The organism is Micromonospora sp. NPDC005979 (assembly GCF_040614415.1).
Taxonomy (GTDB): Bacteria; Actinomycetota; Actinomycetes; order Mycobacteriales; family Micromonosporaceae; genus Micromonospora.
On the sequence record NZ_JBEXUR010000024.1, the window covers coordinates 75,009 to 96,445 of the forward strand.

The 21,437-nt window shown below is 71.6% G+C and carries 22 protein-coding genes; 18 read left to right on the forward strand and 4 right to left on the reverse strand.

Annotated elements, in window-relative coordinates:
* The first annotated feature begins 415 nt into the window (after window positions 1-415).
* The 9 genes from ABZ272_RS29095 to argH all read left to right on the forward strand — a co-directional run bounded on the left by ABZ272_RS29095 (window position 416) and on the right by argH (window position 10,383).
* Entirely contained in the window at window positions 416-2,104 is a 1,689-nt protein-coding gene (locus ABZ272_RS29095) for a HEAT repeat domain-containing protein (RefSeq protein WP_355053122.1), read from the forward strand.
* Window positions 2,105-2,154: 50 nt separating this feature from the next.
* A complete protein-coding gene (locus ABZ272_RS29100) occupies window positions 2,155-2,928 on the forward strand; it encodes a hypothetical protein (RefSeq protein ID WP_355053123.1) in 774 nt (257 codons plus the stop codon).
* 151 nt (window positions 2,929-3,079) lie between these two features.
* Entirely contained in the window at window positions 3,080-4,081 is a 1,002-nt protein-coding gene (gene argC / locus ABZ272_RS29105) for an N-acetyl-gamma-glutamyl-phosphate reductase (RefSeq protein ID WP_355053124.1), read from the forward strand.
* A complete protein-coding gene (gene argJ / locus ABZ272_RS29110) occupies window positions 4,078-5,250 on the forward strand; it encodes a bifunctional glutamate N-acetyltransferase/amino-acid acetyltransferase ArgJ (protein WP_355053125.1) in 1,173 nt (390 codons plus the stop codon). Before argC ends, argJ begins: the two co-directional genes overlap by 4 nt.
* Window positions 5,247-6,152 (forward strand): acetylglutamate kinase, encoded by a 906-nt coding sequence (argB, locus tag ABZ272_RS29115; protein ID WP_355053126.1) that lies wholly within the window; start codon window positions 5,247-5,249, stop codon window positions 6,150-6,152. Before argJ ends, argB begins: the two co-directional genes overlap by 4 nt.
* On the forward strand, window positions 6,149-7,393 hold the full coding sequence (locus tag ABZ272_RS29120) for an acetylornithine transaminase (protein ID WP_355053127.1): 1,245 nt from the start codon (window positions 6,149-6,151) through the stop codon (window positions 7,391-7,393). The genes argB and ABZ272_RS29120 overlap by 4 nt, the downstream gene beginning before the upstream one ends.
* Complete coding sequence (gene argF / locus ABZ272_RS29125) at window positions 7,390-8,325, forward strand: ornithine carbamoyltransferase (RefSeq protein WP_355053128.1); 936 nt, start codon at window positions 7,390-7,392, stop codon at window positions 8,323-8,325. Before ABZ272_RS29120 ends, argF begins: the two co-directional genes overlap by 4 nt.
* Window positions 8,322-8,837, forward strand: a complete 516-nt coding sequence (locus ABZ272_RS29130; RefSeq protein ID WP_355053129.1) for an arginine repressor — start codon at window positions 8,322-8,324, stop codon at window positions 8,835-8,837. The genes argF and ABZ272_RS29130 overlap by 4 nt, the downstream gene beginning before the upstream one ends.
* Before the next feature lie 82 nt (window positions 8,838-8,919).
* Entirely contained in the window at window positions 8,920-10,383 is a 1,464-nt protein-coding gene (argH, locus tag ABZ272_RS29135; RefSeq protein ID WP_355053147.1) for an argininosuccinate lyase, read from the forward strand.
* A 42-nt stretch (window positions 10,384-10,425) separates the two neighbouring features.
* On the opposite strand, the gene ABZ272_RS29140 is transcribed toward argH, so the two are convergent.
* Both ABZ272_RS29140 and ABZ272_RS29145 read right to left on the reverse strand, forming a co-directional pair.
* Entirely contained in the window at window positions 10,426-10,779 is a 354-nt protein-coding gene (locus tag ABZ272_RS29140) for an MmcQ/YjbR family DNA-binding protein (RefSeq protein WP_355053130.1), read from the reverse strand.
* A 154-nt stretch (window positions 10,780-10,933) separates the two neighbouring features.
* Complete coding sequence (locus ABZ272_RS29145) at window positions 10,934-11,359, reverse strand: DNA-binding protein (protein WP_355053131.1); 426 nt, start codon at window positions 11,357-11,359, stop codon at window positions 10,934-10,936.
* Between the two features lie 75 nt (window positions 11,360-11,434).
* Here ABZ272_RS29145 and ABZ272_RS29150 point away from each other — a divergent pair, with 75 nt between their 5' ends.
* The 5 genes from ABZ272_RS29150 to ABZ272_RS29170 all read left to right on the forward strand — a co-directional run bounded on the left by ABZ272_RS29150 (window position 11,435) and on the right by ABZ272_RS29170 (window position 15,443).
* Entirely contained in the window at window positions 11,435-12,076 is a 642-nt protein-coding gene (locus ABZ272_RS29150; RefSeq protein WP_355053132.1) for a DNA-3-methyladenine glycosylase, read from the forward strand.
* A 76-nt stretch (window positions 12,077-12,152) separates the two neighbouring features.
* Entirely contained in the window at window positions 12,153-13,238 is a 1,086-nt protein-coding gene (locus ABZ272_RS29155) for an exo-alpha-sialidase (RefSeq protein WP_355053133.1), read from the forward strand.
* A 2-nt stretch (window positions 13,239-13,240) separates the two neighbouring features.
* Window positions 13,241-13,516, forward strand: a complete 276-nt coding sequence (locus ABZ272_RS29160; protein ID WP_355053134.1) for a ubiquitin-like small modifier protein 1 — start codon at window positions 13,241-13,243, stop codon at window positions 13,514-13,516.
* Between the two features lie 152 nt (window positions 13,517-13,668).
* Entirely contained in the window at window positions 13,669-14,811 is a 1,143-nt protein-coding gene (locus ABZ272_RS29165; RefSeq protein ID WP_355053135.1) for an LLM class flavin-dependent oxidoreductase, read from the forward strand.
* Entirely contained in the window at window positions 14,808-15,443 is a 636-nt protein-coding gene (locus ABZ272_RS29170; protein ID WP_355053136.1) for an FMN reductase, read from the forward strand. Before ABZ272_RS29165 ends, ABZ272_RS29170 begins: the two co-directional genes overlap by 4 nt.
* On the opposite strand, the gene ABZ272_RS29175 is transcribed toward ABZ272_RS29170, so the two are convergent.
* Window positions 15,436-16,293: a universal stress protein gene (locus ABZ272_RS29175; protein WP_355053137.1), complete on the reverse strand. Its 858-nt coding sequence runs from the start codon at window positions 16,291-16,293 to the stop codon at window positions 15,436-15,438. The genes ABZ272_RS29170 and ABZ272_RS29175 overlap by 8 nt on opposite strands.
* A gap of 143 nt (window positions 16,294-16,436) precedes the next feature.
* On the opposite strand from ABZ272_RS29175, the gene ABZ272_RS29180 reads away from it, so the two are divergent.
* From ABZ272_RS29180 to ABZ272_RS29190, 3 genes are all read left to right on the forward strand, one after another.
* Window positions 16,437-16,931: a GNAT family N-acetyltransferase gene (locus ABZ272_RS29180; protein WP_355053138.1), complete on the forward strand. Its 495-nt coding sequence runs from the start codon at window positions 16,437-16,439 to the stop codon at window positions 16,929-16,931.
* A gap of 15 nt (window positions 16,932-16,946) precedes the next feature.
* Window positions 16,947-17,588, forward strand: coding sequence for a hypothetical protein (locus ABZ272_RS29185; RefSeq protein ID WP_355053139.1), 642 nt, complete (start codon window positions 16,947-16,949; stop codon window positions 17,586-17,588).
* A gap of 127 nt (window positions 17,589-17,715) precedes the next feature.
* Window positions 17,716-19,047 carry a hemolysin family protein gene (locus ABZ272_RS29190; protein ID WP_355053140.1) on the forward strand — a complete coding sequence of 444 codons (1,332 nt, stop codon included), beginning with the start codon at window positions 17,716-17,718 and terminating at the stop codon, window positions 19,045-19,047.
* 24 nt (window positions 19,048-19,071) lie between these two features.
* Here ABZ272_RS29190 and ABZ272_RS29195 read toward each other — a convergent pair whose 3' ends face one another.
* A complete protein-coding gene (locus ABZ272_RS29195) occupies window positions 19,072-19,455 on the reverse strand; it encodes a PaaI family thioesterase (protein ID WP_355053148.1) in 384 nt (127 codons plus the stop codon).
* Window positions 19,456-19,561: 106 nt separating this feature from the next.
* On the opposite strand from ABZ272_RS29195, the gene tyrS reads away from it, so the two are divergent.
* Window positions 19,562-20,854: a tyrosine--tRNA ligase gene (gene tyrS, locus ABZ272_RS29200; protein WP_355053149.1), complete on the forward strand. Its 1,293-nt coding sequence runs from the start codon at window positions 19,562-19,564 to the stop codon at window positions 20,852-20,854.
* Window positions 20,855-21,437 lie beyond the last annotated feature (583 nt).

Here is a 21,437-nt window from a genome sequence, read left to right on the forward strand (position 1 = left end):
GGCCGAGGAACCACCGGAGGAGGACGACCCGGAAGACCTCCTGGATCCCGGGGACGTGCTGCGCAGGCTGGCTGGCCTGCTGGGCGGTTCGACGATCGATGTCGGCGATGTTCGGGTTCAGGGACAGAACGCCACCGGCCCTGGCGCCGTCGCCATCGGAACGGTCAACGTCACCGCCGGACGATCCGACGGCGCAGGGCGCGTCTGGTTCCAGACCCTTGTCGAGGCCGGTGTTCGTGAAACTGCGGGCAGGTACGCCGACGCGCCGAGTGATCGGCGGCTCGACCACCAACTCCAGCATCACCACCTGGTCTGCCTCTCCGGCTCGGTTGGAAGCGGACGGTTCACCTCAGCCACCCTGGCGGTGGCCCGGAGACACGGGTTCGAGCGGGTCCGCGTACTCGGTGTCGACCAGTTGGCCGACCTGCTCGGCGTGGACGCACCGTTGCCCGCCGGGCACGGTTACGTGCTCCGGCTGAACGAGGCGGCTGTTCGCGAGGTGGACGGGTTCACGCTCGTGGCGTTGGCGGCCCGGGCCGAGACCTCCGGCAGCACGCTCATTCTGGTCGGGGACTTCTCCCGACGAAAGCACGATTTCGTCGGCCACATCGTCGAACACCGTTCGGCCCCGGCGGCCGAGGTTTTCAGGGCGCAGCTTCGCCAACAGCTCACCGGGCAGTGCGTCGGCTGGTGCACAGGCACGTGCGAGGGGCGTTGCGTAGAGCGATACGTGGATGAGGACTGCGTCGGGCATCCACTGCTGTCGGCCTACCTGGCCGGCGAACCTCGACCCGGCGACGTCATCGCGATCGTCGCGACGATCGCTCGGACAGTTCCGAAGGGCGGCGCGCTGGCTGAGCGGCTGGAGCAGTTCCTGCCGCTCCAACTACGGGAGCGCGCGGCCGAGATCCTCGACGTGCGACGCCGCGGCGAGGAGGTCGACGCGTTCCCTCACGACGAGGTGCGGGCCTTCCGCCTGTCCTGCGCCGTCCTTGCCGGGCAGCCCGTGACCGAGATACACCAGGCAGCTCAGCGTCTGGCCCGGTTCGACTTCCAGGAACCCGCATCGACCGGCGCCCCTTTTCGGGGTTCGATGCTCGACGCACTGTTGGGGTCGACACTGGGCCAGGCCGTCACACGGCTGAACGACCCGCGCGTACCAGGTGGGTGCCGGATCGACTTCTCGCCCGGCGCCCAGCCACTCCGGTCGGTGTTACTGGACGTCGCGTGGACGGAGTGGTGGTCGCCCAAGCAGTTGCTCGACTGGTTGGCAGACCTGATCCGCGGAGACTCTCCGGCGGTCCGACAGGCCGCAGCGGGCGCCATCGGTTGGTCTGCGACACGCGATGTGCAGTCAGCCCTCGACGCCGTGGGGGAACTGGCCCGGGAACGGCGCGCAGGGGTTCGGCAGGCCGCGGCGATCGTCCTGGTCGCCATGGCGATGCAGCCTGGGTTGCGTACTCGGATTCGGGCCGAACTCGATCAGTGGGTAGCCGGTTCAGCAGCTCACCTACGGGACACCGTGGCCCGTGCGTACAGCCTCGGGCTGGCCCGGCTCTGGCCGGAGTCGGCGCTGGCCCAACTGCGTCAGGTTGCGCAGGCCCGGATGCAGCGGCGGAACAACTCCGTCGTACGAGGGCTGGTCGAGGTGTACCGCAACGGTCACGCGGCGAGCGTATTGCCGGCCCTGGTGGACTGGACCTCGTCGGCCGATCCTGAGGTGCGACTCCACGCGGCGCGGACCGTGCGGGTACTCGCGGACCGCTGGGCTGAACCGCCCCGAGAGCACTGGCCGGAGCTGCTGCACCTGGTCGACCAGCGAACGATCGAACTGGCCGACCTTGCCGTCGTCTGGGCGACCGCTCTGAGCCTGCCAAGAACGGCGTACCGATCGTGGCGAACCCTGGGCTTCTGGCTGGACCGGGCGGACCAGCAGCCCGTCGTCGCCGGCCACTGCCTTGACCTGCTGCGTCACGTCATCGCTGGACAGCCGGCGCTGCGTCATCGCCTGAACCATCAGCTTCACCACGTGTGGCGTCCGGTGATGCCACACCACGACCTGCTCGACGACGTACAACGACTGATCGATGAGGAGACGCGATGAGCGCAGGCCCGGTCGGTGGCCCCGGCACGAGAGCACCCATACCTGGGCAGGTGGAACGCCGCCGCTGGTGGCATGCGTTCTTCCCGCCGACCGAGCCCCCGCTTCCCCCGGCCCCACCTGCGCCGATCGTTCCCGCCACCGTGACATTCCGTCAGGACGTCCCGGCGCCGATCCTGGTGCCGGCGAAGGGGGACGCATACGACTTCCGCTTGCACGCCGTCTACAACTGGACGGCGCAGAACATGACCTACGAGGAGCTTCGGTTTCGCGCCGAGCGGTATCTGGGATGGGCTGGCGGGATCGTCCGGGAACGGGCGGTGGACCTGGCACGTGAACATGAGCCCCACCGTTCGCACGACCTCGAACGTGCGCTGAACAGTCTGCTCGGTGGCCAGCGCTGGCCGCGTGAGGGCTCGCCGCACTTCGGAGTGCTCGTCCGCGTCAGCCCCGACGAGCGGGTGCGGGAGCGGCTCCGGCCGTACTGGGAGGATCGGATTCGGCTTGAATGTGATCACGAGTTGCAGAAGATCCGGGCGGCTCAGGCGGATGAGTTGACTCGTCGCTGGTGTGCCGTGCTGCAGAATCTCGAGGACGATCCCGTCACTTCGCACGCCGCACGGTTGACAAGCGAGCAGTTCGCCGAGGTTTTCGGTCGGTACGTCCAGGAGCGTCGGGAGGCCGTGCCCGATCTCGTGAAACTACTGCGCGAGGCGGTCCGGGGGCACGGGGATCTCGGTATGGGGCCGAGCGAGTACACGGAGGCGTGGGACGCAGCCCTGCGGACGTACGAGCGTCAGCACGGGTTGTCCGAGCAGTCGAGCTGACAGCGGGGCGTCCTCTGCTGGAATACCCGGGCGGAGGACGCCACCCTGCGCCGACCGACAACGGCGTTCATCACCATGCAGTAGGCTGTATTAACTTGCAGGAAACAATCGCTCTTGCTAGTCTCCTCTGCATAGTCATGCGGAGGTGGGTATGGGAATTCGAGTCGCGGTCGCGGGCGCGAGCGGGTACGCCGGTGGCGAGCTGCTGCGCCTGATCGCCGGGCATCCGGAGTTCGAGCTGGTCGCCGCCACCGCGCACCGCCAGGCCGGGCACCGCGTCGACGTGGCGCATCCGCAGCTCACCGGGCTCGACCTGGTATTCGGCGAGACCGACCCGTCGATCCTCGCCGACGCCGACCTGGTCTTCCTGGCGCTGCCGCACGGCGAGTCGGGGACTCTCGCGGCCCAGCTCCCGCCCGAGGTACGCGTCGTCGATCTGGGTGCCGACCACCGGCTCGCCGACCCCTACGCCTGGGCGCAGTACTACGGCGGCACGCACGCCGGCCAGTGGACGTACGGCCTGCCCGAGCTGCCCGGCCAGCGGGAGCTGATCGCCGGCTCCACCCGGGTCGCGAACACCGGCTGCTACGCCGCGGCGATCACCCTCGCGCTCGCGCCGCTGATCGCCGACGGTGCGGCCAACCCCGCCGACGTGGTCGTGGTCGCCGCCTCGGGCACCTCCGGCGCGGGCCGGGCGGCGAAGCCGCACCTGCTCGGCAGCGAGGTGATGGGCGACCTGTCGCCGTACCGGGTCGGCACCCACCAGCACGTGCCCGAGATCAAGCAGGCATCCGGGGCGACCGGCCTGTCGTTCACTCCGGTCCTGGCGCCGATGCCACGCGGCATCCTCGCCACGGTCACCGCCGTGCCGGCCCGCGGCGTCGACCCGCAGGAGGTGCTGGCGCAGGCGTACGCCGACGCGCCGTTCGTGCACGTGCTGCCGGAGGGGCGCTGGCCGCACACGGCCGCCACGCTCGGCTCCAACTCGTGTCACCTCCAGGCCACCGTCGACGTCGACTCGGGTCGGCTGATCGTGGTCAGCGCGCTGGACAACCTCGGCAAGGGCGCCGCCGGCCAGGCCGTGCAGAACGCCAACCTGATGCTCGGCCTGCCGGAGACGACGGGCCTGTCAATCTGGGGAGTAGCGCCATGAGTGTCACCACCCCTCGGGGTTTCCGGGCGGCCGGAGTGACCGCCGGACTGAAGGCCAGCGGTGGCCCGGACGTCGCGCTGGTGGTCAACGACGGCCCGGACGCCGGTGTCGCCGGTGTCTTCACCACCAACCGGGTCAAGGCCGCGCCGGTGCTCTGGAGCCAGCAGGTCGTGCAGGGCGGCGTGGTCCGCGCCGTGGTGCTCAACTCCGGTGGCGCGAACGCCTGCACCGGCCCGGCCGGTTTCCAGGACACGCACGCCACGGCCGAGCACACCGCCTCGGCGCTGAGCGCGGTCAGCCCGCGGCTGCTCCTCGGGGCCGGCGAGGTGGCGGTCTGCTCCACCGGGCTGATCGGTGAGCGGTTGCCGATGGACAAGCTGCTGCCGGGCGTCCGTACCGCCATCCGGCAGTTGTCACGCGACGGCGGCCTGGCCGCCGCCGAGGCCATCATGACCACCGACACCCGGCCGAAGACCACGGTGGCTCGGGGCAGTGGATGGACGGTCGGCGGCATGGCCAAGGGTTCCGGCATGCTCGCGCCGGGCATGGCCACCATGCTCTGCGTGCTCACCACCGACGCGGTGGCCGGGCCGGCGGTCCTGGACGAGGCTCTGCGCGCCGCGACCCGGGTGACCTTCGACCGGGTCGATTCCGACGGCTGCATGTCCACCAATGACACGGTGCTGCTGCTGTCCAGCGGCGCCAGCGGGATCGAGCCGACCCCGGCCGAGTTGGCCGCCGCGGTCACCACGGCCTGCCACGACCTGGCGCAGCAGCTCATCGCCGACGCGGAGGGCGCCACCAAGCAGGTCGCCATCGACGTCGTGGGGGCGGCGGCCGAGGACGACGCGGTCGAGGTGGGCCGCTCGGTCGCTCGCAGCAACCTGGTCAAGACCGCCCTGTTCGGCAATGACCCGAACTGGGGTCGGATCCTCGCCTCGGTCGGCACCACCACGGCCGCCTTCGAGCCGGACGAGGTGGACGTGGCCGTCAACGGGGTGTGGCTGTGCCGGGGCGGCGCCGCGGCCGAGGACCGTTCGAAGGCCGACCTCAGCGCCCGGGACGTCACCATCCGGATCGACCTGCACGCGGGCGAAGCGACGGCCACGATCTGGACCAACGACCTGTCCCACGCGTACGTGCACGAGAACTCGGCGTACTCGACATGAACCTCAGCAGTGATCTCACCCGGGCGCAGGTGAAGGCGGAGACGCTGATCGAGGCGCTGCCCTGGCTGGCGCGTTTCTCCGGCGCCACCGTCGTGGTCAAGTATGGCGGCAACGCCATGACCGAGCCGGAGTTGCAGCGGGCGTTCGCGGCCGACATGGTGTTCCTGCGCTACGCCGGTCTGAAGCCCGTGGTGGTGCACGGCGGCGGTCCGCAGATCTCGGCCATGCTGGGCCGGCTCGGCATCTCCAGCGAGTTCCGGGGCGGCCTGCGGGTGACGACCGCCGAGGCGATGGACGTGGTCCGGATGGTGCTCGTCGGGCAGGTCGGGCGGGAGTTGGTCGGGCTGATCAACTCGCACGGTCCGTACGCCGTCGGCCTCTCCGGCGAGGACGCGCGGCTGTTCACCGCGGTGCGCCGCCCGGCGTACGTGGACGGGCGGCCGGTCGACGTGGGCCAGGTCGGCGATGTCGAGTCGGTGGACACCTCGGCGGTGACCGACCTGATCGACGCCGGTCGGATTCCGGTGATCTCGACGGTCGCGCCGGACGCCGACGGTGTCCTGCACAACCTCAACGCGGACACCGCCGCCGCCGCGCTCGCCGTCGCCCTGCGGGCCCGCAAGCTGGTCGTCCTCACCGACGTGGCCGGTCTGTACGCCGACTGGCCGGACACGAACAGCCTGGTCTCCGAGATCACCGCGGACGACCTGGCCAAACTCCTGCCCCGGCTGGAGTCGGGGATGGTGCCGAAGATGGAGGCCTGCCTGCGGGCCGTGCGCGGGGGCGTGCCCGCCGCGCACGTGGTCGACGGCCGGGTGGCGCACTCCACGTTGCTCGAGGTGTTCACGTCGGAAGGGTTCGGAACGATGGTGGTGCCGCAGGACGGGACGGACGGGGCATGAGCAGTCTGGTGCAACGGTGGACGCAGTCCATGATGGACAACTACGGCACGCCGCCGCTGGCGCTGGTCTCCGGCGCGGGCGCCGTGGTGGTCGACGAGGCGGGCCGCGAGTACCTGGACCTGGTGGGCGGGATCGCGGTGAACGCCCTCGGCCACGCCCATCCGGCGGTGGTGGCCGCCGTGTCGAAGCAGGTGGCCACGCTGGGGCACGTCTCCAACCTCTTCGTCGCCGAGCCGCCGGTGGCTCTCGCCGAGCTGCTGCTGGCGCTCGCCGGCAGCCGACCCGGCCGGGTCTTCTTCGCCAACTCCGGCGCGGAGGCGAACGAGACCGCCTTCAAGCTGTCCCGGCGCACCGGGCGCAGTCACGTGGTCGCCACCAACGGCGGTTTTCACGGTCGCACCATGGGCGCCCTCGCCCTGACCGGTCAGCCCGCCAAGGCGGACCCGTTCCGGCCGTTGCCCGGCGAGGTGACCCACGTCGACTACGGCGACGTGAGCGCCCTGGAGGCGGCGGTCACCGACGCCACCGCCATGGTGATCCTGGAGCCCATCCAGGGTGAGAACGGCGTGGTCGTACCGCCGACCGGCTACCTGACGGCGGCCCGGCGGATCACCGCCCGGCACGGGGCGCTGCTGGTGCTCGACGAGGTGCAGACCGGCATCGGCCGTACCGGGCACTGGTTCGCCCACCAGGCCGAGGGCGTGGAGCCCGACGTGGTGACCCTGGCGAAGGGCCTGGGTGGCGGGCTGCCGCTGGGCGCGACGCTCGCCTTCGGCCGGGCCGCCGACCTGCTCACCCCCGGCTCGCACGGTACGACCTTCGGCGGCAACCCGGTGAGCTGCGCCGCCGCGCTCGCCGTGGTGGCGACCATCGCCAACGAGGGGCTGCTCGACCACGTCAAGCGCGTCGGCGAACGGCTGCGTCGCGGCATCGAGGCGCTGGACCACCCGCTCGTCGCGGGCGTACGCGGGGCCGGGTTGCTGCTCGGCGTGGTGCTCACCGCGCCGGTGTCGACGGTCCTGGCCGAGGCGCTGCGGGAGGCCGGCTTCCTGACCAACCCGGTGCAGCCGGGCGTACTCCGGCTCGCTCCGCCGTTGATCCTCACCACCGAGCAGGTCGACGCGTTCCTCGCCGCGCTCCCGGCGGCCCTGGACGCGACGGCCCCGGCGGCGGCCGGCACGAGCGCTCCGGTGAGCACCGAATCCTCCACCCAGCCCACCACGACGGGGACGACCGCATGATCCGGCATTTCCTGCGCGACGACGACCTCTCGCCCGCCGAACAGTCCAGCGTGCTCGACCTGGCGGCCCGGATGAAGGTGGACCGGTTCGGCCACCAACCGCTGGCCGGCCCCCGCTCGGTGGCGGTGCTCTTCGACAAGCAGAGTCTGCGGACCCGGATCTCGTTCGACGCCGGCATCGCCGAGCTGGGCGGCCATCCGCTGGTCGTGGACACCCAGGTCACCCACTTCGGGCGGGGCGAGACGCTCGCCGACGCGGGCCGGGTGCTGTCCCGCTACGTCGCGGCGATCGTGCTGCGGACCCACGGCGACGATCGGATCGGCGAGGTCGCCAGCGGCGCGACCGTCCCGGTGGTCAACGCGCTCACCGACGGTTTCCACCCCTGCCAACTGCTGGCCGACCTGCTGACCATCCGGGAGCGGTGCGGCGGCACGTCCGGCCGGACCCTGACCTACGTGGGGGACGGCGCGAACAACATGGCGCAGTCGTACCTGTTGGCCGGGGCCACGGCCGGGATGCACGTGCGGATCGCCGGGCCGGCCGGGTTCGCGCCGGACGAGGCCGTGGTGCGCCGGGCCAGCGAGATCGCCGCCGGCACCGGCGGGTCGGTGCGGGTGCTGACCGACCCGGCGCAGGCGGCCCGCGACGCCGACGTACTGGCCACCGACACCTGGACCTCGATGGGTCAGGAGGCCGACGGGTTGGACCGGGTCACCCCGTTCCTGCCATACCAGGTCAACAAGGAGTTGCTCGACCACGCCGCGCCGGACGCGATCGTGCTGCACTGCCTGCCGGCGCACCGGGGCGAGGAGATCACCGACGAGGTGCTCGACGGTCCGCAGAGCGCGGTGTTCGACCAGGCGGAGAATCGGCTGCACGCCCAGAAGGCGCTGCTGACGTTCCTGCTGGCGGCCTCCGGGGAGCGACGATGACCACCCCGCTGACCCGCGCCGCCCGGCACGCCCGGATCGTCGAGCTGATCCGGGACCGGCCCGTACGCTCGCAGACCGAACTGGCCGACCTGCTCGCCGCCGACGGCGTCGGGGTCACCCAGGCGACCCTCTCGCGGGACCTGGAGGAGTTGGGCGCGGTCAAGGTGCGTGGCGGCGACGGCCCGGCCGTCTACCTGATCCCCGAGGACGGGAAACGGCCGCTGCGCGACGCCGAGGCCGCACCGGCCCGGCTGGTGCGGCTGCTGCGCGAGCTGCTCAACGGGGTGGACGCCAGCGGCAACATCGCGGTGCTGCGTACCCCGCCGGGCGCGGCCCAGTACCTGGCCAGCGCGTTGGACCGGGCGGGCCTGCCCGAGATCGTCGGCACCATCGCCGGCGACGACACCATTCTCGTCGTGGCCCGGGAGACCGTCGGTGGGGCCGCGCTCGGCGACAAGCTCGCCGGTTGGTCCCGCCGGGAAGACACCGTCGAAGGGAACAACGCACCGTGACCGCGCACGTGTGGAGCACGCCGAGCCGGATGGCTGCGGCCCGTGCCGCCCGGATGGGTGGCTGACGACCATGGGGACCACAATGGGCGGCGTGGACGACAAGAGCCTCACCGAGAACAGCGCCGGCACCAACCGGACGAGCCTGTGGGGTGGCCGGTTCGCCGGCGGCCCCGCCGAGGCGCTCGCCCGGCTGTCGGTGAGCGTGCAGTTCGACTGGCGCCTCGCCCCGTACGACATCGCGGGTTCCCGGGCGCACGCCCGGGTCCTGGCCGGCGCCGGCCTGCTCGACCCGGAGGAGCTGGGCCGCATCCTGGCAGCCCTGGACGACCTGGAGGCGGCCTGCGCGTCGGGGGCGTTCCGGCCCACCGTCGACGACGAGGACGTGCACACCGCGCTGGAGCGGGGGCTGCTGGAGCGTCTGGGGAGCCTGGGCGGCAAGCTGCGTGCCGGTCGGTCCCGCAACGACCAGGTCGCCACCGACCTGCGGCTCTACCTGCGGGACCACGCGCGGGGTGTGGCCAGCCGCGTCGTCGAGCTGGCCGAGGCGCTCGTCGAGCAGGCCGAGCGGCACGTCGACACGGCCGCGCCCGGCATGACCCACCTTCAGCACGCCCAGCCGGTCACCTTCGGGCACTGGTTGCTGGCCCACGTGCAGCCGCTGCTGCGTGACCTGGAGCGGCTGCGCGACTGGGACCACCGGGCGGCGATCAGCCCGCTCGGCGCGGGCGCGCTCGCCGGCTCGGGGCTTCCGCTGGACCCGGTGGCGGTCGCCAAGGAGCTGGGTTTCCGGACGTCGTTCGCCAACTCGATGGACGCGGTCGCCGACCGGGACTTCGTGGCCGAGTTCCTCTTCACCACCGCGCTGATCGGGGTGCACCTGTCCCGCCTCGGCGAGGAGGTGGTGCTGTGGACCTCGCACGAGTTCGGCTGGGTGGAGCTGGACGACGCGTTCGCCACCGGTTCGTCGATCATGCCGCAGAAGAAGAACGCGGACATCGCCGAGCTGGCCCGGGGCAAGTCCGGCCGGTTGGTCGGCGGCCTGATGACGGTGCTGACCATGCTCAAGGGCCTGCCCATGACGTACGACCGGGACATGCAGGAGGACAAGGAGCCCGCGTTCGACGCCGTCGACACCCTGGAGCTGCTGCTCCCGGCCCTGGCCGGGATGATCTCCACGATGACCGTCCGGGTGGACCGGCTCGTCGCCGCCGCCCCGGTGGGCTTCTCCCTCGCCACCGAGGTCGCCGACTGGCTGGTCCGGCGCAACGTGCCGTTCCGGGACGCGCACGAGATCACCGGTCGGTTGGTGGCGCTCTGCGCGGCCCGCGAGTGTGAGCTGGAGGACGTCTCCGACGCCGACCTGACCGCCGTCAGCGAGCACCTCGACCCGTCCGTGCGGGACGTGCTCTCGGTGCGCTCGGCCCTCGCGGCCCGCACCACCCCCGGCTCGACCGGCCCCGGTCCGGTCGCCGACCAGCTCGCCGCCGCGGCGGACCGGCTGGCCGGCTGGCGGGAGTGGGCCACCGAGCGGGTCGTACCCCGCTGACCTGACCGTGGCGTCGGCGCGGGCCGCCGGCGCCACGGTGGTTCAGGCCGTCGGGCGCTCCCGCTTCGGGAGCTTGGCCACCACCATGTCGTACGACGAGTCGACCGCCTCGGTCAGCTCCTCGGTGTCGATTCCGCCGTCGAGGCGCAGCGTGTTCCAGCCGGACCGGCCGATGTACGGCATCGGGCGCGCGTCGGCGGGATAACGGTGCAGCCACTCGTCGGCGATCTCGCGGTTCGCGCCGCACTTCACGCCGACCGTGGGCGCCCGGTCGGCGTTGCCGAGGAACGCAAAGATCCGGCTGCCCACCTTCACCACCTCGTCGTCCTCCCACGGCCGGTCCAGCCACGCTCCCGGCTTGGCCAGGCAGTACGACAACATCTCCCCACGTTCCAATGGGTGCCTCCTAGTCATAACCCCCGCTCCCGCTCCCGCTCCCGCTCCCGCTCCCGCCTGCGCCGATCTTGCAGTTTGTGTTGTCGATACGCGACCGATCTGCCGTTGTGTCGGGACAGAAAGTGCAAGATCGGCGGGATTCGAGAGCGGGGGATCAGGGGGTCTGGTCGGTGGAGCGGGCGGCTACCCGTTCGTAGCGTTGGCGGGCGGCCTGCGCGCTGCCCAGGCCGAGCCCGTACGCGATGGACTGCCAGGTCAGGCCGCGGTCACGGGCGAGGGTGAGCAGCCCGGCCTCCAGGGCGTCCAGTTCGGCGCGTACGTGTGGGAGCAGGGTCAGCGCGGCCGTCAGGTCGGCGGCGTCGACCGGCTCCTCGGAGGGCTCCCGCTCGGCCCCGCCAGCGGCGAGGGCGGTGACCAGGGCGACCGCCTCCCACGGGTCCAGCACGTACGGGTGGGCCCAGCGCCCCCGCCGCGCGTCGGAGCCGGCGTGGCGCTCGCTGATCCGTTGCAGCGCCTCGTAGGTGCGGTGGGCGCGAGCCCGACCCGGGTCGGGCGCCGTGAAGAGGTCCGAGGTGGTCATGTACCGAGCACACCCCATCAACGAGCTGTTGTCAACAGACTGTTGAAACGTCGACGGGTGGGTACCGTTCGGTCCATGGATCTCGCGCCGGACGACCGCGCCGCCGACGCCGGCCTGACCGAGTTGGCGGACCTGCTCGCCGGCCCGTTGCTGCCGGCGGCGCGTGGCCTGCTGGGCTGCCGCCTCACCGCCGCGGGCGTCACCGTCCGGATCACCGAGGTCGAGGCGTACGCGGGCACGGCCGGTGACCCCGCCTCGCACGCCCACCGGGGCCGCACGCCCCGCAACGCGGTGATGTTCGGTCCCGCCGGGTACGCCTACGTCTACTTCACCTACGGAATGCACTGGTGCGTGAACGTGGTCACCGGTGACGAGGGGGAGGCCGCCGCGGTGCTGCTGCGCGCCGGCGCGGTCGTCGACGGGCTGGACACGGCACGGGAGCGCCGGCCGGCCGTGCGGCGCGACGTGGACCTCGCCCGTGGGCCGGCCCGGCTCTGCGCCACGCTCGGCATCGACCGCGCGGCGTACGGCGCGTACCTGCTCGGCGACGGGCCGGTCCGGTTGCGACCGCCGGTCGAGCCGGTACCGCCGGCCTCGGTGGTGGCGGGGCCACGGGTCGGCGTGACGGGCGCGCACGACCTGCCCTGGCGGTTCTGGCTCGACGGCGATCCGACGGTCAGCGCGTACCGGCGGCACGTGCCCCGCGTCCGTCGCTGAGCGCGCCGCGACGGAGGCTGTCGGAGGGTGTGGCCATAATCACCGAACCTGCTCACCGACGGTATCGGAGGACGTCATGGCAACACTGCTCGCGATCGGCACCGCCAAAGGATTGTTTCTCGCCACCAGCGCCGACGACCGGCGCAGTTGGGAGATCACCGGTCCGCACTTCCCGATGACGGGTGTCTACGCGGTCGCGATCGACACCCGGGGCGTCACCCCTCGGCTGCTCGCCGGCGTGACCAGCTCGCACTTCGGCCCCAGTGTCGCCACCAGCGACGACCTCGGCGTCACCTGGGACGAGCCCGACCAGGCGCCGGTCGCGTTCCCGGCCGACACCGGCGTCTCCCTCGGGCGGGTCTGGCAGCTGATGCCGGCCGGCACCGACGAGCCGGACGTCGTCTGGGCCGGCACCGAGCCCTCGGCGTTGTTCAAGTCCACCGACGGCGGCCGCAGTTTCGAGCTGGTCCGTTCCCTCTGGGACCACCCGCACCGCCCCCAGTGGGAGGCCGGGTTCGGCGGTCAGGCCGTGCACACCGTGCTGCCCCACCCGCGTGACCCGGCCCGACTGCTGGTCGCCATGTCCACCGGCGGGGTCTACCGCTCGGAGGACGCCGGGGCGAGTTGGGCGCCCGGCAACACCGGCATCCGCGCCTACTTCATGCCCAACGAGTGGCCGGAGTTCGGCCAATGCGTGCACAAGGTCGCCCGGGACGCCGACAACCCCGAGCGGCTGTACGCGCAGAACCACCACGGCGTCTACCGTTCCGATGACGACGGCCGCACCTGGTCCTCGATCGCCGACGGGCTGCCCAGCGACTTCGGCTTCCCGATGGTGGCTCACCCCGGGCGCGGCGGCACGGTATGGACCTTCCCGCTGGTGGCCGACAGCGAGCGGTTTCCGGCCGATCACCGCTGCCGGGTGTTCCGTTCCGTCGACGCCGGCGGCAAGTGGGAGGCGCAGTCGGTGGGGCTGCCCGAGGGGCCGTTCTATCCGGCGGTGCTGCGCGACGCCATGTGCGCCGATGGCGCGACCCCGGGTGGGGTCTACTTCGGCACCCGCTCCGGCTCGGTCTTCGCCAGCCGCGACGAGGGCGACTCCTGGTCGCAGGTGGCCGCGCACCTGCCCGACGTGCTCTGCGTCCGCGCCGCGGAGGTCTGAGCGTGGTCACCGTGCTGCTGCCCGGCCCGTTGCGCGGCGAGGCCGGGGGTGCGAGTCGGCTGAACGTCACCGCCGCCGGGACGCTGCGGGCGGTCCTCGACGAGGTGGCCGTCGCGCATCCCCGGCTGGCCCGGCGCATCCGCGACGAGCGCGGCGAGCTGCGCCGCTACGTGAACGTCTTCGTCGACGGGGAAGACTGCCGGCACTCCGGGGGTCTGGCCACGACGGTGGTGGACGGCGCGGAGGTGCAGGTGTTGCCATCGGTGGCGGGAGGCTGACCGGGCCGGTTCTGCGACGTGATGTCCGGTTGCGATGGGTGACCGGCGCCACTGCGCGACGTGCCGCCGACGGAATAGTTGACTCGTCAAATAAGTTGTGAGCTGCGTCCGGGTACCACGACGGCATCCGGTTGACACGCGAGGAGCTGGTCATGCAGTTCGGAGTCTTCACCGTCGGTGACGTCACGGTCGATCCGACCACCGGTCGGGAGCCGACCGAGCATGAGCGGATCAAGGCGATGGTCGCCATCGCACTCAAGGCCGAAGAGGTCGGGCTCGACGTCTTCGCCGCCGGTGAGCACCACAACCCGCCGTTCGTCCCGTCGTCCCCCACCACCATGCTCGGTCACATCGCGGCCCGCACCGAGCGGCTGTTGCTGTCCACCGCGACCACGCTGATCACCACCAACGACCCGGTGAAGATCGCCGAGGACTACGCGATGCTCCAGCACCTGAGCGACGGCCGGGTGGACCTGATGATGGGCCGTGGCAACACCGGCCCGGTGTACCCGTGGTTCGGCAAGGACATCCGCGCCGGCATCCCCCTGGCCATCGAGAACTACGACCTGCTGCACCGGCTGTGGCGCGAGGACGTGGTCGACTGGAAGGGCAAGTACCGTACGCCGTTGCAGTCCTTCACCTCGACGCCGCGCCCGCTCGACGGGGTGCCGCCGTTCGTCTGGCACGGCTCGATCCGCAGCCCCGAGATCGCCGAGCAGGCCGCGTACTACGGCGACGGCTTCTTCGCCAACCACATCTTCTGGCCCAAGGAGCACACCCAGCGGATGGTCGGCCTCTACCGCGAGCGGTACGCCCACTACGGCCACGGCTCCGCCGACCAGGCCATCGTCGGCCTCGGCGGCCAGGTGTTCATGCGCCGCAACTCGCAGGACGCCGTCCGGGAGTTCCGGCCGTACTTCGACAACGCCCCGGTCTACGGGCACGGGCCGTCGCTGGAGGAGTTCACCCGGGAAACCCCGCTGACCGTGGGCAGCCCGCAGCAGGTCATCGACCGTACGCTCGGCTTCCGCGAGTACGTCGGCGACTACCAGCGCCAGCTCTTCCTGATCGACCACGCCGGCCTGCCGCTCAAGACCGTGCTGGAGCAGCTCGACCTGCTCGGCGAGGAGGTCGTGCCGGTGCTGCGCAAGGAGTTCGCCGCCCTGCGTCCGGCGCACGTCCCGGAGGCGCCCACGCACGCCTCGCTGGTCGCCGCGGCCGGTGGCGCGAAGGACAGCACGGTGCACGCCGTCGACGACGTGACGGGCAAGGCGCCGGAGGGGGCGACCCGATGACCCGCCGGACGCTGGCCGTCGTGTCGGCGGGGCTGAGTCAGCCCTCCTCCACCCGGCTGCTCGCCGACCAGCTCGCCGGGGCGACCCGCGACGAGCTGGTCCGGCGGGGCCACGACGCGGAGTTGCGCCCGATCGACCTGCGCGAGTACGCCCACGACGTCGTCAACAACATGCTCACCGGGTTCCCGCCGACCGCGCTGCGCGAGGCCATCGACACGGTGACCGCCGCGGACGGCATCATCGCCGTCACCCCGATCTTCAGCGCCTCGTACAACGGGCTGTTCAAGTCGTTCTTCGATGTCCTGGACGCGGGCTCGCTTGTCGACCGGCCGGTGCTCATCGCCGCCACCGGTGGCACCGCCCGGCACTCCCTCGCGCTGGAGCACGCGGTCCGCCCGATGTTCAGCTACCTGCGGGCGGTGGTGGTCCCCACGGCGGTCTTCGCCGCGCCGGAGGACTGGTCCGACGGGACGGCCGACGGAGCGTTGCGGGGCCGGATCCGGCGCGCGGCCGGGGAGCTGGCCGACCAGGTCGAGCGACGGCCGCCCACCAGCGGCCCGGCGGACCCGTTCGCCCTCACCACCGATTTCCTGCAGATGCTCGGCCGAGGTGGCGACGCCCCGGTCAGCTGACCGGGTGGGCCACCAGCACCGGGCAGTGGGCGTGGTGGACGGCGGCCTGACTGACCGAGCCGAGCAGCAGCCCGGCGAATCCGGCCCGACCCCGGGTGCCGACGACCAGCAGCGACGCTGCGCCGCTGGCCTCGACGAGCCCCTGGGCCGGGCTGGACGCCCGGACCGGGTGCTCCCGTACCACCAGGTCGGGATGCTCGGCCCGGACGACGGCGGACGCGTCGGCGAGCAACCGCACCGCCTCGGCCTGCTCGACGGCCTGCGCCTCCTCCATCTCGTCCGGCACCGGCCGGTCGCCGCCCGACGGGCCGACGTGCGTCAACACCAACGGGACGTCGCGCAACGTCGCCTCGACGGCCCCGTAACCGACGGCGAGTTGGGACGACTCGGACCCGTCCACACCGACGAGCACCGGCCCGTCCACGTCGATCGACCGCCCCTCGGGACGGACCACCAGCACCGGGCAGCGCGCGTGCGCGGCGACCTGCGCGCCGACCGAGCCGAGCAGCAGGCCGGTGAACCCGCCCAATCCGCGGCTGCCCACCACGACGAGTTCCGCTCGGCGGGACTCCTCGACCATCGTCGCGCCGGGCCCACCGGCGACCTGGCGTACCTCGACGGCGAGGCCGGGAAAACGCTCGGTGAGGTCGGCCGCCACGCCCTCCACCATCCGCCGCGCCTCCTCGGACGGCCCCGGCAGCGTCAGGTCGTACGGGGTGAGAGGCGCGTGCAGGTAGCCGTGCACCACCAGCAGCGGACGGGACCGACGCTGGGCGGCGCGGGCCGCGTGCTCCGCGGCGACGAGGCTGGACGGCGAACCGTCCACCCCCACCACGACCTGTCGGTTCATCAGCTCTCCCTGGATCGGCCACCACTCCCACGCCGATCTTGCAGCTTCTGTTGGCGGAATGTCGTCTTCGTTATCTTATGTCGCGACAGGAAGTGCAAGATCGGCGGGGGAGGGGTGTCGGGGGTGGGGCTTACTCTCGCCGGGTGAGCTCTGATGTGCTGCTGCGGCCGGTGCGCGAGGACGACCTCGTGGAGTTCTTCCTGCACCAGCAGGATCCGGAAGCGAACCGGATGGCCGCGTTCGGTCCCGCCGACCCCTCCGACCACCGCGAGTTCGCCCGACACTGGGCGCGGGTGCTCACCAACCCGGCGAACCGGGTCCGCACCGTCGAGGCCGATGGTGAGGTGGTCGGCTACGTGAGCGCCTTCCGGGTCGACGACCAGACCGAGGTCAGCTACTGGATCGACCCGACCCGCTGGGGTCGGGGCCACGCCACCGCGGCCCTGGCCGCGCTGCTGCGCGAGCTGCCCCGGCCGGTGCACGCCCGGGCCGCGAAGGACAACGCCGCCTCTCTCGCGGTGCTGCGCAAGTGCGGGTTCGTCGTGGTCGGTGAGGACTCGGGGTACGCCAACGGGCGCGGCACCGAGGTCGAGGAGTGGCTGCTGGAGCTGCCCGCCGACACCCCTGACCTGGGCTAGCACTAGTCTCGCGGGGTGAATTGGTTGGATCTGGTCGGCTGGGCCGGCTCCGCGGTACTTGTCTGGTCGCTGCTGCAGTCGCGCATCCTGCGGCTGCGCGCCCTGAACCTCGTCGGTTGCGCCGTGCTGATCGGCTACAACGCCGCCATCGAGGTATGGCCCATGGTCGGGCTCAACATCGTCCTCGCGGTGATCAACATCTGGTACCTGCGAGGGATGCTCGCCACCCGCCACGACGAGCAGACCTACCAGGTGGTCCAGGTCGGGGTCGACGACCAGTTCCTCGCCCACACGCTGCGCGTGCACGGGTCGGACATCGCCCGCTTCAACCCCGACTTCCACTGGGATCCGGCCGCCGCCGACCGCTCGGCCTTCCTCGTGGTCACCGCCGACGAGGTGGTGGGGGTGGTGCTGTCGCACGCCGAGGCACGCGGGGTCGCCCAGATCGACCTGGACTACGTGACCCCGAAGTTCCGGGACTTCACGCCCGGCGAGTTCGTCTACCGGCGCAGCCGCCTCTTCACCGAACGCGGCTTCCACCGGGTCGTCAGCCCGCCCGGCATGATCGCCCCGTACTACCACCGGCTCGGGTTCCGCCCCGAGGGCGACTCGTACGTCCTCGACCTACCCGCGTCCCCGGCCGCCGGATCGGCGTAGCGTCACCCCGGCAGGATTCGGCCGACCCCGCACGGGGCACAGAAGCGCGTACGCCGGGCGGGCTCGTCGACCGGCGGGCGCCGTGCGTACCGGCCGGCGTCACCATCGCAGAGGGAGCGAACCGGGCGTGCAGAGCTACGGGAGCCAACTGGCCCTGGTCGGGATCCTGATCGTGATCAACGCGCTCTTCGCCGGCAGCGAGATGGCGCTCGTGTCACTGCGGGACAGCCAGATCCAGCGGTTGGAGCGCACCAGCCGGGCCGGAGGCGTGCTCGCCCGGCTCGCCAAGGACCCGAACCGCTTCCTCGCCACCATCCAGATCGGCATCACCCTCGCCGGCTTCCTGGCCTCCGCCGCGGCGGCGGTCTCCCTCGCCAAGCCCCTCGTGCCGCTGCTCGGGATGTTCGGCAACGCCGCCGAGACGGTGGCGATCGTGGTGGTGACCCTCGCGCTGACCTTCGTCACCCTGGTCTTCGGCGAGCTGGCCCCCAAGCGGATCGCCATGCAGTCCGCCGAGCGGTGGGCCCTGTTGGTGGCCCGCCCGCTCGACGTGCTCGCCAGCCTGACCCGGCCGGCCGTCTGGGCGCTCGGCGCGACCAGCGACCTGGTCGTCCGCCTGTTCGGGCTCAACCCGAAGCACGAGCCCGAGGAGATCGGCCCGGACGAGCTGCGCGACATCGTCGCCGGCAACCACGGCTTCACCAAGGAACAGCGCACCATCATCGCCGGGGCGGTGGAGATCGCCGACCGGCGGTTGCGGGCTGTGCTCGTACCCCGGTTGCGGGTCTTCACGCTCGACAGCGGGACCACGGCGGAGGCCGCGCGGCTCGTGCTGGCCGCCACCGGGCACTCCCGGGCGCCCGTGGTGCGCCACGGCGGCCTGGACGACACCGCCGGCGTGATCCACCTGCGTGACCTGGTCGGCGTGCCCGACGACCGGCCGATCGACGAGATCGCCCGCCCACCGATGCTGCTGCCCGACTCGCTGCCGGTGGTGGACGCGCTGCGTCAGTTCAAGGCCGAGCGCCAGCACATCGCGCTCGTCGTGGACGAGCGTGGCGCCGTCGACGGCATCGTGACGCTGGAGGACATCCTGGAGGAAATCGTCGGAGAGATCTACGACGAGACCGACCGGGACGGCTACTCGGTCCGCCGCGAACCGGACGGCGCGATGGTGCTGCCCGGCACTTTCCCGGTGCACGACCTGCCGGACATCGGCGTTGAGCTGCCCTCGCGCCCGGCCGGCGACTACACCACCGTCGCCGGGCTGGTGCTGGCCCGCCTCGGACACATCCCGACCGTCGCCGGGGAGGACGTCACCCTGGACGGCTGGGTGCTGACGGTGGCCGACATCGACCACCGGGCCATCACCGAGGTACGTCTGAGTCAGGTCCCCGCCGACGACGGTGACGACGCCGACGAGGCGGTCGAGCCGGTGCTGGACGAGGCTCGTAGCTGACCGGACCCGGCGTCGCCCGGCCGGTCAGTCCCGGGAGAGGTTCTGCAACCGGACCTGACCGCGGGCGACCAGGCGCTCCTTGGCGTCGGTGATCTCCACCTGCCAGAGCTGCTGGCTGCGCCCCCGGTGCACCGGCAGGCCGACCGCCCGCAGCTCACCGTCGCGCACGGCCCGCAGGAAGTCGGTCTGGTTCGCCACCCCGACCACCGTGCCCCGGTCGGCCAGCCAGAGCGAACCGCCGACGCTGGCCGCGGTCTCCACGACCGAGCAGTACACCCCGCCGTGCTGGATGCCGAACGGCTGGTGCAGGTCCGGACGGACCTGCCAGCTGATGACGACGCGGTCGGGGGTCGCCTCCTCGAATTTCAGGCCGAGCAGGTTGACGAAACCACCCGTCAGATCCGGCATCTCCACGACAGAACCCTCCCGAAAACAGTGGGGCGCAAGCGTAACCGGGCGCGTTGCCCCAAACCCGGTACGGGTCGATGCCGGCGATGGGGGAGAATCGGTGACCGTGACCGACAGCAACCTCCCGCCGACCGGGCGGGAATCTCTGATCGACGACCTGCTCTGGCGTGGCCTCATCCAGGACTCGACCGGCCTCGACGAGCTGCGTGAGCTGCTCGACGGCGGGACGGCCACCACCTACTACGTGGGCTTCGACCCCACCGCGCAGAGCCTGCACGTCGGCTCGCTCATGCAGGTCACCACGGCCCGGCGGCTGCAACTCGCGGGTCACCGCCCCCTGCTGCTGGTGGGCGGGGCGACCGGGCAGATCGGTGACCCGAAGGAGAGCGCCGAGCGGACGCTCAACCCGCCCGAGGTGATCGCCGGCTGGGTCGAGCGGATCCGCGAGCAGCTCGCGCCCTTCGTGTCGTACACCGGCGCGAACGCGGCCCAGCTCGTCAACAACCTGGACTGGACCGGCGAGATGTCCGTGGTCGAGTTCCTGCGCGACGTGGGCAAGCACTTCCCCGTGAACAAGATGCTCGCGCGGGAGGTGGTGCGGGCGCGGCTGGAGACCGGCATCAGCTTCACCGAGTTCAGCTACCAGTTGTTGCAGGCCAACGACTTCTTCGAGCTGCACCGTCGACACGGCTGCCAACTCCAGTTCGGTGGCTCCGACCAGTGGGGCAACATCACGGCGGGCGTCGACTACGTGCGGAGGCGCGGCGCGGGACCGGTGCAGGCCTTCACCACGCCGTTGGTCACCAAGGCCGACGGTACGAAGTTCGGCAAGACCGAGGGCGGGGCGGTCTGGCTCGACCCGACGCTGACGAGTCCGTACGCGTTCTACCAGTTCTGGCTCAACGTCGACGACCGCGAGGTCGACCGCTACCTGCGGTACTTCAGCTTCCGTACGCGCGACGAGCTGGAGGAGTTGGCGAAGGCGACGGCCGAACGGCCGGCGGCCCGGCTGGCCCAGCGGGCGTTGGCCGAGGAACTGACCACGCTGGTGCACGGCCCCGAGGAGACCCGGCAGGCGGTCGCCGCCAGCCAGGCGCTGTTCGGCCGTGGCTCGCTCGACGACCTGGCCCCGGAGACGCTGCGCGCGGCGCTCACCGAGGCCGGGCTGGTCCGGCTGTCCGGAGACCTGCCGGACGTGGCGGGCTTGCTGCGGGAGTCCGGGCTCGTGAGCGGCCTCAAGGAGGCCCGCCGGGTCATCACCGAGGGCGGCGCCTACGTGAACAACACGAGGGTGAACGAGGTGGACGCCACGGTGTCGACCGGCGACCTGCTGCACGGTCGGTACCTGGTGCTGCGCCGGGGAAAGCGGTCGTTCGCCGGCGTTGAGCTGGGCGAATAGTCGATCGTCGACGATGTGACGGGGGACGCGTCCGGCGGATTTGACGATCATCGGGCCGGACGCGTAACTTTCTCTCTGCCAGCGCGGAACGGACGAAACAGGCGAAAGCCTGAAGCGGCCGGAGCGTGGTGACGGCCTCGGGGTCGGGCGGGTTCGCCGTCAGATCGCCGACCGGGTGGTGCTCACGGAAACGCCGCGAGGCGGATTTGGTGCGGCGGAACCGACCGGGTAAGGTAGGCAGTCGGCAGGGAAACGGGCGAGCAAGCGGGCAACCGCTGCGGCCGGCCTGCCAAACCAAGATGAGAGCGGCGCGAGCCGGTCGAACCATGGTGCCCGCAACACGGCAGAAAGTACGACGAACCGGGAAACACCGGTTTGACACGGCAGAAACCAGCGGGTAACGTAGTAAAAGTGCCTGGCGCTGAAAGCGGCGAGGACACGGTACGAAAAAGCCCCAAGTTGGGGCCTCAGTAATGGGGCTTCGAGTTGGTGTGTGGTTGTTCTTTGAGAACTCAACAGGGTGCTTGTAAAGCCAGTGCCAATTATGATTTATACCCCGGACTGGCAGCCTGCTTTTGGTGGG